This window comes from Methanosphaera cuniculi, assembly GCF_003149675.1.
GTDB classification, from domain to species: domain Archaea; phylum Methanobacteriota; class Methanobacteria; order Methanobacteriales; family Methanobacteriaceae; genus Methanosphaera; species Methanosphaera cuniculi.
This window is the reverse complement of record NZ_LWMS01000010.1, coordinates 106076-121372: the sequence shown is the minus strand read 5'-3', so window position 1 is coordinate 121372 and position 15297 is coordinate 106076. Positions and strand designations below refer to the sequence as shown.

At 28.3% G+C, this 15297-nt stretch carries 10 protein-coding genes; 2 read left to right on the top strand and 8 right to left on the bottom strand.

Annotated elements, in window-relative coordinates; all coding sequences use genetic code 11:
- Positions 1-97: 97 nt before the first annotated feature.
- The 6 genes from MSCUN_RS02100 to MSCUN_RS02075 all read right to left on the bottom strand — a co-directional run bounded on the left by MSCUN_RS02100 (position 98) and on the right by MSCUN_RS02075 (position 6040).
- Positions 98-841: a phosphopantothenate/pantothenate synthetase gene (locus tag MSCUN_RS02100; protein WP_095609113.1), complete on the bottom strand. Its 744-nt coding sequence runs from the start codon at positions 839-841 to the stop codon at positions 98-100.
- Positions 842-1070: 229 nt separating this feature from the next.
- Entirely contained in the window at positions 1071-2408 is a 1338-nt protein-coding gene (locus tag MSCUN_RS02095; RefSeq protein WP_394338962.1) for a preprotein translocase subunit SecD, read from the bottom strand.
- Positions 2404-3252, bottom strand: coding sequence for a protein translocase subunit SecF (locus tag MSCUN_RS02090; RefSeq protein WP_245837667.1), 849 nt, complete (start codon positions 3250-3252; stop codon positions 2404-2406). Before MSCUN_RS02090 ends, MSCUN_RS02095 begins: the two co-directional genes overlap by 5 nt.
- A 281-nt stretch (positions 3253-3533) precedes the next feature.
- Positions 3534-4301: a hypothetical protein gene (locus tag MSCUN_RS02085; protein WP_095609111.1), complete on the bottom strand. Its 768-nt coding sequence runs from the start codon at positions 4299-4301 to the stop codon at positions 3534-3536.
- 1 nt (position 4302) lies between these two features.
- A complete protein-coding gene (locus tag MSCUN_RS02080; RefSeq protein ID WP_143744876.1) occupies positions 4303-4824 on the bottom strand; it encodes a hypothetical protein in 522 nt (173 codons plus the stop codon).
- A gap of 187 nt (positions 4825-5011) precedes the next feature.
- Entirely contained in the window at positions 5012-6040 is a 1029-nt protein-coding gene (locus MSCUN_RS02075; RefSeq protein ID WP_095609139.1) for a M42 family metallopeptidase, read from the bottom strand.
- A 414-nt stretch (positions 6041-6454) separates the two neighbouring features.
- On the opposite strand from MSCUN_RS02075, the gene MSCUN_RS02070 reads away from it, so the two are divergent.
- Together MSCUN_RS02070 and MSCUN_RS02065 are read left to right on the top strand one after the other, a co-directional pair.
- Positions 6455-7597: a hypothetical protein gene (locus MSCUN_RS02070; protein ID WP_095609109.1), complete on the top strand. Its 1143-nt coding sequence runs from the start codon at positions 6455-6457 to the stop codon at positions 7595-7597.
- Positions 7598-7942: 345 nt separating this feature from the next.
- Entirely contained in the window at positions 7943-8641 is a 699-nt protein-coding gene (locus MSCUN_RS02065) for a diphthine--ammonia ligase (RefSeq protein WP_095609108.1), read from the top strand.
- A 276-nt stretch (positions 8642-8917) separates the two neighbouring features.
- On the opposite strand, the gene MSCUN_RS02060 is transcribed toward MSCUN_RS02065, so the two are convergent.
- Positions 8918-14107, bottom strand: coding sequence for a beta strand repeat-containing protein (locus tag MSCUN_RS02060; RefSeq protein ID WP_095609107.1), 5190 nt, complete (start codon positions 14105-14107; stop codon positions 8918-8920).
- Positions 14108-14597: 490 nt separating this feature from the next.
- A complete protein-coding gene (locus MSCUN_RS02055; RefSeq protein WP_095609106.1) occupies positions 14598-15152 on the bottom strand; it encodes a flavodoxin family protein in 555 nt (184 codons plus the stop codon).
- Positions 15153-15297 lie beyond the last annotated feature (145 nt).

Below are 15297 nucleotides of genomic sequence, written 5' to 3'. Positions count from 1 at the left end.
TTTTTAAAGGATACTTATTTGATTTTTTTTTTAAACATAGAAAAAGTAAGATAAAGTTTTTTCTATGTTTTGATATTAATTACTTTTAATCTTTTTTTTACTTAAATCTTTTAATGATATCATTTATAGAATTTGAAAGATTCTCCTCATTACTAAATGATTTAATCTTATCATTTAACTCATCTTTAGACATGTTTTGATGTTTTTTTATTGAATCAATAAGTTCTGGTATTACACGTACAATATTATCTACAATTGATACAGTAGATGTTTGAGCAGTACGTGAAAGTGGATTTAAATCAACACATATGGTATTTTTATTGTTGTTAATTGTGAGTTTTTCTGCTCTATCTCCATCTTCTAATGGTATGAATATAAGATCAGCTTTGTTTATTCCATCAATACTAACAGGTGATCTTGGACCATTTAAATCTGGTGTATCAATAAATTCATCATCATTTGTACCAAGAAGATTTGTAATACCAAGATCTTCATATACACGTGATATATTCAAGACACGTTCATCTGTACGATAATATAAATTTATTTCAATAGGTATATTAAGAAGTTTTGAAAGTTCTGCAATTTCATCAGCTACTAATGCTGTTGTATTTCCATTTACTGATATTACAGGATTTTCAGCTACTAGAAAATAACATGCTGCTATATCTATTGTATTTTTAGCATTAGGTGTTGTTTTTTCACCTATTAGATAATCAAATGTTTCGCCTCGTCCATGTGCTATCATACCTGAATCTGCAAGAATGCCAGCATCATGTGCTTTTACTATTTTTTCACGATAAAGTAATGATTTATATCTTGGATGATCTTTATTTAACATATAATATAGATATATGTTAATTTCTCATATTTAGAATTTTAGAGAATAACTAAAAAAAATTGTTTTTTTTTTATGGAAAATTAAAATTTCAAATAAAAAGAGTGTTGAATTATATTTAAAGAAATATATGTGAATGGTTAAAATTTTATTTTAAAATAAAGATAATGGTGGTTAAAAAAAAATAAAAAATTAAGAAGTTAAAAAATATTACTAAAAAAAAGTTATCTTTTTAGAATCTTTTCTTTTTAGCTTCTTCTGCTTCTCTTTGTAATGTTTTACGTCCTTTTTTCTTGTTCTTTTTAGGTTCTTGATCTTTAACATTTCCAGTACCAGAAGCACTAAGTGTCTGTTTTGGTGATTTAATAAGGAATGTTTCCATATAATCAGCAAATACTGGTCTTGTAATAAAGATACCTGCAAGAGCTCCAACTACTGTTGTTACAGCAAAACCTGTGAGCATACCAATTCCAGTTGCACCTCTTGAAAATCCAATATATGCAAGTGGAAGCATAGCTGCTATAAGTGTTCCTGCAGATGCATACACAATAAAGAATGCTCGTTTAATTCTTGATTTAACAATATTTTTACGATCACTTCTATCACGACGTGCAAGAACCTCATCTGTCATAACAATTTGGTCGTCTACTCCTGTACCAATCGCCGCAATAATACCTGCAATTGCTGCAAGATCCAAGTTCCAATGTGTAAGTGATGCAAATCCAAGTATAAGTATAACTTCTGATACGCTTGTTACGATAATTGGTATTACAAGAGATGGAGATTTATATTTGATAGCAATTACAGCTACAATAGCAAGAAGTGCGAGGAAACCAGCAATAAGAACTCCTGATTCAAATTCAGCACCTAATTCTGCTGATACACTGTTTACTCCTGAAATATGTAGTTTTACAGGAAGTGCACCTGATTCAAGTACTGTGTGAATTTCAGTAGCTTTTTCTTCTGCTGCTTGTTTGGATTGTTCTCCTCCAGATACTTCTATATCTGTTGATCCTACTCCATTTGCAAGTCCAGCATCAAGTTGTGGTGATGATATAAGTTTATCATCAAGGTACATATCTACTGTTGCACCAGCTTGTCCTTGTGCTACTTGTGCAAATTTATTTGCTGCTGCTGTATTTACACTAAATGGTACAGACCAACGGTTACCTGTTACTTCTGCTGCTGATACAGTTTGAATATCAGAACCTGTAAGTGCTGTTTCTCCATTTATTTTTGCTTCAAATTTACCTGGCGTACTTATAATATTTTGCACCTGCTCGGGCTTAACCCCGGCTATTTCAACGATAACATCTTGATCTCCACTTTGTCTTACTTTTACATCACTAATACCAAAAGCATTAAGCCTTTTATCAAGTACTGATGTAACGGTTGACATTGTATCTTGATCTACTGGTTCATCAAGGTGTAATTGTATCATTGATCCACCAGCAAGGTCAAGTCCTTCCTGAAGACCAAATACTCCGACAGAAACAATACTTATAATAAGTAATACTGCCATTAGTATGGTTCTAGGTTTTTTTAGAAATTGTTTAGTGGCTTGATTAATGTTTACCACCTCTTTCTGCGTGCCATTTTAGTATACCTAAGTTCATAAGCCATGTGGATAGTAAATCTGAGAGTAATCCCATGATTAATACTGCAGATATTTCTTCAAGTACAGATGCTGCTGGTATAAATATTATAACAACAAGGAATAATACAACCATAGCAGATAGAGCTGTTATTGTCATTGTAAGACCTGTTCTACATGCATTTTCTGCACGATCATCAAGTGATCCTTCTTTTCTTTTAAGAAGTCGTGTTGTTAGAAGAATATCTGTATCTACTCCATACCCTATAAGCATTAAAAGTGCACCTACACTAGCAACAGATAATGGTATACCAAATAATGACATACCTCCTACTGCAATAGATAGGTTACAAATAGCAGATAGTATAATAGCAGCTGATGGTACAATATCTCTAAATACAAAGAATACTGTAGCTGCCATAAATACAAATGCAAATACTAATGCATAAATAATCTGTGTAATAGAAGCATCCGTTAGAAGTGCTCCTACACTTTTAAAACTTAAAATGTTATACTGATTTGAAAACTTCTGCTCAAAGGTTACCTGGTTAATATCAACTGGTATTTCAACAGTTGCTGTTGATCCATCAATTGAGGTTTTAACATCAGATACTCCGAGTGTTTTTTCTATATTATCAGTTATTTGATTTGATGTTGTAGAAGGATTAACATCCAATGTTACCATGGTACCACCCTTAAGATCTATCCCTTCATTTAATCCGAAAACTCCAAGATATAGTAGTGATAATACCATTAGTATTACTGGAATTACAATCAGAGGCTTATGAGACTGGCGTGTAATATAATTAATTATATCCACGATATCGATCTCTCCTCTTATCTTCAATTTGTTTTTTTTATAGTTTTTATATGATAATCAACTTTAAAATAAAGAATTAAAGTTATCTTAAATACTTTATCCAAAAAATTGAATATCTAATATATTATTAACTTTTAGTTTTAAAAGTATATAAAAGTAGATAATATTTTTTTCATAAAAACTTAAAGAATATATATATAAAAAATGTAGATATGCTTAAAAAAAAGTCATTTAATTATAAAAAAGAATATAAGGGGAGGTTATATGGTGTTATATTTTTTTTATGCTGAAATTCCACCAATTTGAATATTACTATTTACATTCATACGATTTTCAGCACTATTATAGTTTGAATCTACAAAGTCAACTGTTGTATTGTTAGTTTCTGTTTTATTAAGTTGACTTCCACCAAATAGTACATCAGAATGAATATTTAATGGATTATTAACATCTATTTGAAGTCCTCCAACAGCAATTGTTGAATTAGCATTAACAAGTCCTGTAGCATTTCCTTCTATAGCTAATCCACCAATTGTTATCTGGTTTTGTATATTATTTATTACTCCACCATTAAGATTAATTGCAACTCCACCTAGTCCAACTATAGTTGTAAGGTTTTCAACATGTGCATTTGTTGGTAGATCTACTGCATATCCTCCTACTACTGATTTACAGTTTATATTATATTTGTACTTGTTACTTAGTAGTATAACATTATCATCAGTATCTGAATTTATGTCTATGTTAAGATTTTGACCATCTTGTGTATTTGTTATATTAAGTGATTGAGCTTTATCAGTTTTTTGTGATGTTATTGTTGCTATGTCTTCTGAGTCTGTGAAGTTTATTAGGTATGTTCCAGTTTGATTTATGTTGATGTTTATAACTTCAGGTGTGAAGTTATCATCTAAATTTAGTGTGTCTTTATTTAATTTTTGTGTTGTATTATCCATAGTTTCATTGTTTATGTATCCTACATATGCACTTATGCATATTGATAAGATTATAGCTATGATTATAATAATTCCTACTTTTTTACTATTATCCATACTAGATCAACCCCAAAATTATTATTGCAATTATTGCTAAAAATCCACTATAACATAGGAATGATCTTACATATCCTATATCATATACTGTATTTACTGCTGCTATTTGTATTATTGCTTTCCATATTCCAACAAGTATTACAAATAATAAAAAGACTACTCTAAATTGTGCTAGTGCAAATGCTACTATTATGAATATGTCAAGTGCACTTGCATATGATATCATATTAAATGTCTTAAAGAATCCACCTTCTGCTTTTAGAAGATGTGTAAATATGTATATGAAAATGGTATTTATGAAGTTTGAAAATAGTGTTATTACAATAAGTGATACTATAGCTCCAATGGCAATAACAGGATTAAATGTTAAAAGTCCTATTATTATTCCTAGAAGTGCTGGGAATATAATACTTATTATTACTCCCATGTTGTCTGACTCTTGATTTTTAAGATAGAATAGTTCATCAGCTGATGTAATAACTTTTCCACTAGTTATGAATAAATCCATAATTTTAGATTTCATAATATATTATATGTTCATGTTTATTATATAATAATTTTTATATAATAATTTAGATTTTAAAATAAGTATGTTTTATATAATTATATTAAAATTAAACATTTGAAATTAAGTTAAAATAAGTTTAGTTGATGTTGATTTTTTAAAAAAGAATAAAAAAGGGGATTTGGTGGGGATTTGATTATATTTTTTATAATCTTTTTAAGAATTCAAGTATGAGTTTTACTGTATCTTCCACATCTTTCATACTTACAACACTTATTGGTGTGTGGATGTATCTTGATCCACTTGAGAGTGTTGCTGTTGCTATTCCTTCACGTGTAAGATGTATTGCTGTAGCATCAGTTGTTCCACCATCACCTACTTCTATTTGGTAGTCAACACCTGCTGCTTCTGCTGCTTCTACGAGTAATTTTTTCATCATTGGATGTGTTAGTAGTCCTCGTCCACTTGCATCAGCAAATGATATTACAGGTCCATCTCCTGCTTTTACTGGTGCATCTTCAGGTTTAACACCAGGATGGTCTCCTGCAATTGTTACATCTAATGCTATTGCCATATCTGGGTTTAATTTGAATGCTGAAGTTTTTGCTCCTTTAAGTCCTACTTCTTCTTGTACAGTTCCCACACCATATACTGTAGCATCACAGTCTGTTTGTTTCATTACTTCTACCATTACAGCACAACCTACACGGTTATCTAGTGCTTTTCCCATTACAAGGTCATTTAGACATTCTTCAAAGTCTGTGTGGAATACTATTGGATCTCCTATTGATACTAGTTCTTCTGCTTGTTCTTTGCTGTTAGCTCCGATGTCTATGAACATATCTTTGTATGATATGATTTTTTTAGCTTCTGCTGCACTTGTAATGTGTGGTGGTTTGGATCCAATGATACCTGGTATTTCACCATCTGGTGTTTGTACATATACTTCTTGATTTAGTAGCATTTGATCGTTTATTCCACCGATTTTTACAAATCTTAGGAATCCATCATCGTCTATGTAGCTTACCATGAGTCCAATTTCATCCATGTGTGATGCTAGCATTACGCTTGGTTTTCCTTCTTTTCCTTCATGGGTTGATATGAGGTTTCCCATTATATCGGTTTCTATTGAATCTACATTTCCATCTAGTTCTTCTTTGATTATATCTCGTACTTCATCTTCGTATCCTGAGATTCCGCATGCTTCTGATAATTTACGTAGTAAATCTACCATCATTGTTAATAACCTCTGTTTTATATTTTTTAAATAAAAGTTTTTTTTTTATTTGATTGTTTTTAAATTTTATTTATAAAATGATTTAGTAATTTCATTCTTTTTATAGTCTATTGTAAAAAATCGTTTTATATCTTATAATATATACTATAATTTTCTACTATTAATATAATTTTCATAAATTTATTATTTTTATGATAAAAAAAAATTTTCATGTTATAATAAAATACTAATATGATATTTGATAAAAATAATTAATAATTATAAAACACATTTTTTTAAACAAATAAAATAAATATGGAAAAAAATAGAGAGAAAAAAATCAGCCATGAAAAAACTAATAAGACTATTAGATTAAGGGCTATTTTCTCTATATTTAGTTAAATTTATATTTTTTTAAGAGTGGATTAACATATGGATGCATTAACTATAATAATTATGTTGATATTATTCATTATTGCTATGATATTTGTATTTTCAACAGCTCTTTTAACACCATATCTAGGTAAAAAAAATCTGATATCAATCCTACTTTTAGGATTAATAGTCGGAGCGGTAGGAGGAGCATTTCTACTATCTCCAATAGTTGAAGATATACCAGATTTTAGCCGTACAATAATAGAGGAAAATATTGAAGGTACAGATGAAATTAGTATGGGATTATCAACAAATCGAAATGTAACACAACTTATCGAAAACATATCATCAATATCTGGAGTTCAAAAGGTAACATATCAAGGAATTGAAATAAGAACTGATGAACCATTTGAATCGCCAGTTCAACAAGAATCATTCTTTAGTAAAATAAAAGCAAGTAGTAGCAGTATTGAAGATATAGAAGATCAAGGAAATAACTCATACTTTATAAAAATTAAAGAAAATGGAGATCCTCAAGAAGTACTAACAGGAATCTATGATGTATTTGGATCTGTAACATATGTACATTTACGTTATACAGCAATGGATGCAAATGCAACAGTATCAGCAAATAATGTGACAAAAATTATGAATGCAATACAAGATAGTGGAGCAATAATTCATAGTGTATCAGGACCAACAGAAGACCAAGTAAACATAGTAAACAAATACACACCAAACCAGACAGACATTGTAATCATATCAGCAGTACTAGGTGTAATTGTAGCACTTGCAGGATTCTTTATAGATTCAATATTCTCATTTAGAAAACGAAGAAAAAAAGAGAAAAAAGAATCTACAAAAGATCAAATTAAAAGAAAAACAGTGCCAAAAACACAACGTTCAATGCCAAAAACACGTAGTAAAACTAAGAAAACACCAAAACATGACTCAATTGACATATTTAATGATGAATCATTTGAAAATAGTAGTAAGCAAAATATAGGATCAAATAGGAACTTCAAACAACTAACAAAAGATGATAATTTAACTAAAAAATCATCACAAAACGATGAAGAACCTAAAAAAGGAAGACTTTCACGTTTCAGGTCAGATAAAAAACAAGATAAGAAAGAGGAAAAACAATCACAACCACAACAAAGAAGAGCACCAAAAATTAGACCAAAAAAACGAGATTAATATTTTTCTATTATAGAAAAATCCACTTTCTTAAAAAAAATCTTTTTTTTATCATTTCTTTTTTTTTTATTTTACTATAAAAAAATATTAAACACCCAAATATAACTTTTTTAAGACAAAAAACTTAACTTTATTTTTTTTTAATAAGAAGAATTATTCTATTTATTTTAGTATATAAAAAAAATATGATACTACATATAAAATTTAAAAATATATCTTTTTTTTCTCCTTTTTATTCTATGATTATATACTTTAGAAAAATAAAATATAATATTATAAAAATAACATATAAGTAAAATTATCTAAAAAAAGATAATTTATCAAATAAAAGGGGATTTATATAAGATGAAAGCAGTAATACTATATTCTGGTGGAAAAGATAGTACAATGGCAATATATCATGCACAAAAAAATAATGATGAAATATATGCACTACTAACAATGGTATCACGAAATGATCAATCCTACATGTTTCATGTACCAGCAATAGACATGGTAGACTATACTGCTGCAGCAATGGAACTACCGGTAATAGAAATAGCAACAGATGGAATAAAAGAAGAAGAACTAGATGATCTTGAAGGAAGTTTAATAAGACTTAAAGATAAAGGTATTGAATGTGTATATACAGGAGCAATAGAATCAGAATATCAAAGATCAAGAATCGAAGCAATATGTGACAGATTAGATCTTGAATGTATATCACCACTATGGCATAGAGACCCTGTAGAATATATGAATGAAATAATTGACCTAGGATTTGATGTAATACTAACAGGAGTATCAGCATATGGACTAGATGAAAAATGGCTAGGACGAAAAATAACCAAAGAATCCTTAGATGAACTAATAAAACTAAATGAAAAATATGGAATACACGTAGCATTTGAAGGAGGAGAAGCTGAAACATTAGTACTTGATGGTCCTATGTATGATAGACGTGTTGTTATTGATGAAGCTGAGAGAATATTTAAATGTGATAGTGGAATTTATGATATTAAAAAAGTACATCTAGAAGAAAAATATGATTATAGTCTAGATTAAAAAAAATATAATTCATAAAATGAGAGAATATATAAAATTAAAAAAATAGATAAAATTCTTTTTTTTAACCACCCCTAAAATTATGGATGATTCTTAGTATAATAAAAAAATAGAAATATCATCTATAAATCATTTTATCCTTTTTTTTGATATAATTTATAAAATATTAATTAAATTTCTTTTTTTAAAAATAAAAAGTTTTTAAGTTAAATTTAAAATATAGAAGTTTAAAAGTAGGGAGTTTAAGAGGGAGAATAAAGAATTAAAAAAATTCCTTTATTCTAAAACTGTTAAATTTTCATTTTCAATATAAGCTGGCATTTCCCTTGGATTTACTATTGTTATCATACCATTATATACTGCTTTATCATATAATGCATTAGCACCTAATATTATTGTTAAGGTGTAATTTTTATTTGAGAAAGTATCTGTTGGTATTGAAATATCAAGTTTACCATTACTAATAGTTTGTGATATCTGTGTTTTACCATTGAGTTTTACAGCTATTTTGGTATTTCCAACTAATTGTTTTCCAGTTATATCAGCTATGTTAAGACTTATTGTTGTATTTTCACCTTTTTGTGTTAAGATTGTTTCTAATGTTTTATTTTCAACTATTTGTTTTTCTATTGTTAAGTTTTCTGTAGTTCTTATAGTTTCATGGAACGGACTATTGTAAACTACGCTAATTGTGTAATTTCCTGATCCAATATTACTTGGAAGTTTGTAGTTAAGATATGCAAATCCATTTTCTACATTTGCACGTACTGTATTTCCAGTTTCATCTTTAAGTGTTACACCATTAATTTTAAAGATTACAAATCCTCCATCTACTAATGTGTTATCTTCTGTTATTCTGATTTCTGCTTCTAATGTATCTTGTGTTTTTGGTGTGTTTGTTTTTATACTTATAGTAGGTGTACGTTTTTCAATTGTTAGTTTTTGTACTAATTCAGATCCTGTGTAGTATCCATTTTCACCTAATTTTATACTTATATTATATACTCCAGCTCTAAAATCATCAGTATCTAATGTTATATTAAGTAAGTTACCATTTGTTGTTATATGTTTTTGTGTTACACCATTAATTTTTACAGCAACAGGTAAGTTTGATTGTACCATATTACCATCCACATCATTTAATGTGATTGTAATGGTATGATTATTCATTGTTTTAATTGTAACATCATCAAGTGTCATGTTTTGTGTTGCACGTTTTATTATACTTAATGAATGTGTAACTTGTGCATGAGTACTATTTTCAGTTTCTGGTATATCAATTATAACATCATATTCTCCAGCTTTTAATGTGTCTGTTGGAATATTTGCATTAAGAAGACCATTTTTAATTATAGTATCATATGTTTTGTTGTTTATAGTTATTGTTGCAGGAAGTTCTCCTTTAATAGAATGACCATTTACATCAGTTACAATTGCTGTAATAGTACCATTTTTAAGTGAACTAATATTTATGTCATCAACTGTTATATTTTCAACTACATCTTTTATATGATATACTAATTGTATTGTGTTACCAGGTAGTACATCATAAGCTATAGCTACAATATTATCACCAAATGTATTAAATGTTGTATTTAATTGTATAATACTTCTTACTCCACCTTGTTTGTATACTGTGTAGGTTTTACCATTAACAGTAAATACTGCTTTATCATAGTCACCTAGTGATCTTAGATATACAGGTGAATTAATAGTTACTATGGTTGTTTTTGATACTTCTCCCATGTCATTTATGATAGTAGTATTTTTCATGGTGATATTGTTAAATAAGTACATTGTGTAGTTATTTTTATCATCTACATTGTTTAGTAGTATTGAATCTTTTATGCTTAATGGTGCATTGTTTGTGTATATGAATGCTCCCATGTTTGCATGGTTATCTGTGAAGTTTGATTTTGTAATATCTATACTACCTTTATTTGTATTGAATATTGCTCCACCATTTTTTGCTGTATTGTTGTTGTAGTTTGAGTTTTTAATTACACATGATGCATTAGATACATAGTTTACCCCACCACTGTATGTTGCATTGTTGTTTGTGAAGTTAGAGTTCATAATTGTTGTTGTTGATAATGAGTTATCAAATGTTACTCCACCTAATGATGCATTGTTATTGTTAAATGTTGATGTTATAATTGTAACATTTCCATTATGGTTGTTGTATACAAATCCTCCATTTGTAGCATTGTTTTTTGAAGCTTTAGAATCAATTACTGTTGTATTTGCATGACCATTGTAAATTACTCCACCATAGTTTTTAGCTGTGTTATTATTAAATATTGAATCTTGTATGGTTACTGTTGAATTAATGTTATTTATTACAGATCCATTTAAACCATAACAGTTTTGTGCAGTTATATTTTCAATATTTAAAGTGTATCCATTTGTTATGCTTATGAAGTTTTTAGTATTATTACCATCAATAACTTGTCCATTACCTTTTATTGTAAGTTTTTTAGTGGTATGTGTTGTGTTTCCCCAGTTTATTGGGTTTGTTATTGAGTAGTTACCTGGGTTTAATTTTATTGTTACTTCTGTGTATTCATTGTTTGCTTTAATTTCTTCAACTTTGTTGTATAATTCTTCATATCCTGTTACATTAAACTCTCCTGTTTTAATGACATAATAGTTAAGTTTCATTATATTTCCAGGTTGTGATGGGAATGAAACTGTTATAACTTGATTTCCACCTTTAGTGAAAGTTGTATTATATATTATAGCTATTCCTGTTTTAGTGGTTGTATAATCTTTACCTTCAACATTGAATGTTACAAGTTCATCTTCACTTAATGTTCTATCATTTACTGGTGCTGTAATTGTAATTTGTTCTCCAGCATTTACAGTTTTTACATCAGCAATGATTGTTGAATTTTTAAGTGTTAAACCTTTAAATGTGTATATTGTTGTATTATATCTGTTATCTATACAGTTTTCGAAGTATGAGTTTTCTACAACTAATCCATTTGTATTAGTATAAATTGCTCCACCCATATCTGATGTACAGTCTTTAAAGTTGGAATTTGAAACTGTGAGTTTTACATTAAATCCTGTAGCATAAAGTGATCCTCCACTTCCAGCTTTAGCTTGATCTTCTGTGAAGTTAGAGTTTGTAATTGTTACTACTCCTCCATCCATGTATAAACTTCCACCATATTTTGATGTTCCTTTATTGAAATTTGAGTTTTCAACTGTTGCATTTGAGTTTTGTACATAGATTGCACCTGCATAACTATCAGCTGTGTTTTCTGTGAAATTAGAGTTTGATACTTTTGTTCTGCTTGTAAGTGTTGTGTAACTTACTCCACCAATACTTGCATTGTTATTTTTAAATTGTGAATCTATGAGTCTTACATCACCATTATATGCGTTATATACAAATCCTCCCCATGTTGCATTGTTTTTGGTTGCTGTTACATTTGTAACTGTTAGATTTGCAAAGCGGTTGTATATTGCTCCTCCACTTTTTGCATTGTTATTGTTGAATGTTGTGTTTGTAATTGTGATAGTACTACGGTTGTAGTTGTGTATTGCTCCACCCATACTTGCGTTATTGTTGTTAAATTGTGAGTTTTGTATGTTTACTGTTGCATTGTTTGTAGATACTGCTGATCCATTTGATGCATTAGTATTTTGTATAATGATATTTTCAAGGTTTAATGTGTAATCATTTTTAACACTTATGAAGTTTTTAACTTTTTTACCATCAATTACTTGATTATTTCCTTTTATTGTTATTGTTTTTGTTGTATGTGTTGTGTTTCCCCAGTTTATTGGGTTTGTTATTGAGTAGTCGCCTGATTTAAGGTTTATTGTTACTTCTGTGTATTCATTGTTTGCTTTAATTTCTTCAACTTTGTTGTATAATTCTTCATATCCTGTTACATTAAATTCTCCTGTTTTAATGACATTGTAGTTAAGTGTCATTGTATTTCCAGGTTGTGATGGGAATGAAACTGTTACAACTTGGTTTCCACCTTTAGTAAAGGTTGTGTTATATATTATAGCTATTCCTGTTTTGGTTGTTGTATAATCTTTACCTTCAACATTGAATGTTATGAGTTCATTTTCACTTAGTGTTCTATCATTTACTGGTGCTGTAATTGTAACTTGTTCTCCAGCATTTACAGTTGCTATATCTGCAATGATTGTTGAATTTTTAAGTGTTAAACCTTGGAATGTGTATATTGTTGTGTTGTATTTGTTATCTATACAGTTTTTGAAGTTTGAATTTTCTACAACTAATCCATTTGTATTAGTATAGATTGCTCCACCCATATCTGATGTACAGTCTTTGAAGTTGGAGTTTGAAACTGTGAGTTTTACATTAGATCCTGTAGCATATAGTGATCCTCCACTTCCAGCTTTAGCTTGATCTTCTGTGAAGTTGGAGTTTGTAATTGTTACTATTCCTCCATCCATGTATAAACTTCCACCATATTTTGATGTTCCTTTGTTGAAATTTGAATTTTCAACTGTTGCATTTGAGTTTTGTACATAGATTGCACCTGCATAACTATTAGCTGTGTTTTCTGTAAAGTTTGAATTTGATACTTTTGTTCTGCTTGTAAGTGCTGTGTAACTTACTCCACCAATACTTGCGTTATTTTTGTTAAATTGTGAGTTTATAAGTCTTACATCACCATTATATGCATTGTATACAAATCCTCCCCATGTTGCATTGTTTTGGGTTGCTGTTACATTTGTAACTGTTAAGTTTGCAAAGCGGTTGTATATTGCTCCTCCACTTTTTGCATTGTTATTGTTGAATGTTGTATTTGTGATTGTAATACTACTACGGTTGTAGTTGTGTATTGCTCCACCCATACTTGCGTTGTTATTGTTAAATTGTGAGTTTTGTATGTTTACTGTTGCATTGTTTGTAGATACTGCTGATCCATTTGATGCATTAGTATTTTGTATGATGATATTTTCAAGATTTAATATGTAATCATTTTTAACACTTATGAAGTTTTTAACTCCTTTACCATCAATTACTTGTCCATTTCCTTTTATTGTGAGTTTTTTAGTGGTTTGTGTTGTGTTTCCCCAGTTTATTGGGTTTGTTATTGTATAAGTTCCTTTATTTAGGGTGATTGTTTCTTCTGTATTTTGTGAATTTGATTTTATGTCTTCTACTTTATTATATAGTTCTTGGTAGTTATTTACTGAATATGTGTCTTTTTTTGTGGTTTTTTGATTGTTTGTATTGTTTATTTTATTATTTTTTTTAGTTGAAATTTCTTTTTGTATGTCTTTATTTTCAGTGTTTGTTTTTTTAATATCAGTATTTATTTGTTCAGATTGTAGTTGTGTTATGTCATCTGATGTTGTTAGTTGTGCATTATCAGATGATACATTATCTGTTGCACTTATTGTGCTTAGGGTGATAAATATTGACATTATTACAAGTGCTGTTAATAAAAACTTATAATTTGTTTTTTTCATCAAAATAAATCACGTTTTTTAATATTATAGGAAAAATAAACTTGCACTCAAAAAATAAGTTGTTTTTTTTTGAGGATTGGTTTATCTTTTTTTTTGATATTATTTTTTTTTAAGACATTTTTTTTATTAAAAAAATAATATTTTGTGTAAGCATAAAGAATCTGTGTAGTGTTAATTTTTTTTTAGTGGGATTCTTTATATTTATGTGTTATATTAGTAAATCATAATTAATGTTATGAATTTAGTTAAACCTAAATTCATAATTAAAAGACATTAAATCAAATTAATCTTCCAAAGAACGCTTTTAATTAATTTTAGAAATTTTAAAAAATTCAAAAAAAAGTAAAAAAAAAAGTAAAATTAAAAATTAAGAAAAATAGATTTTTAAAAAAAATCTAAAAAATAAAATAAAAAATAGTATTATAAAAAATAGTTAAAAACGTGAAAAAAATAATTTAAAATTAAAAAAAAAGAATTTAGAAAAGAAATTCTAAATTTTATTAACAACATCCTCAATTTTAAGTATAAGATTTTCATCAATACTTGATGTAGGTTTTCCACGACCAGCTGAAATTACACCACATACATCAAATCCTATTGATTCAAAAAGACGTGAACGTGAATTAATATATTCATCATAATATCCATCAGATGCTCCATATGTGAAAACAATAATACATTTTGGATGATTTTTAAGATAATTTGATGTTTTTTGAGTCATTGAATAGAATCTATCCATAAAAATATGACCTTGTGCATTAATTTCACCAAAATAATTAGGTGCAGCAAAAATGAGTAAATCTGCATCCTCATTTGTAAATTGATCCATAATTTTCCTAAAATCATCATCTATAATACATGGTTGTGGATTTTCTGGGTTACGACATCCCATACAAGCCTGGCATGGTTTAATATTCATATCATCTATGAAATGTATTTCTGTTGTATTTTCATGATCTTGATTTATTTTATTTATTATCATATCTGTAATTTGTTTACAATTTCCCTTTTTTCTTGGACTTGCTATTACACATACTGTTTTCATAAATATCTATTGACTCCTATTATGTTATTTATTTTTAAATAAATTAAATTAGTTAGTTTTTTTTAAAATTTATTATTAAACTAATCTTTAAATTTAGCTATATTCTATTTTTAATTTCCATACTTTATTAATATAAACTTAATAT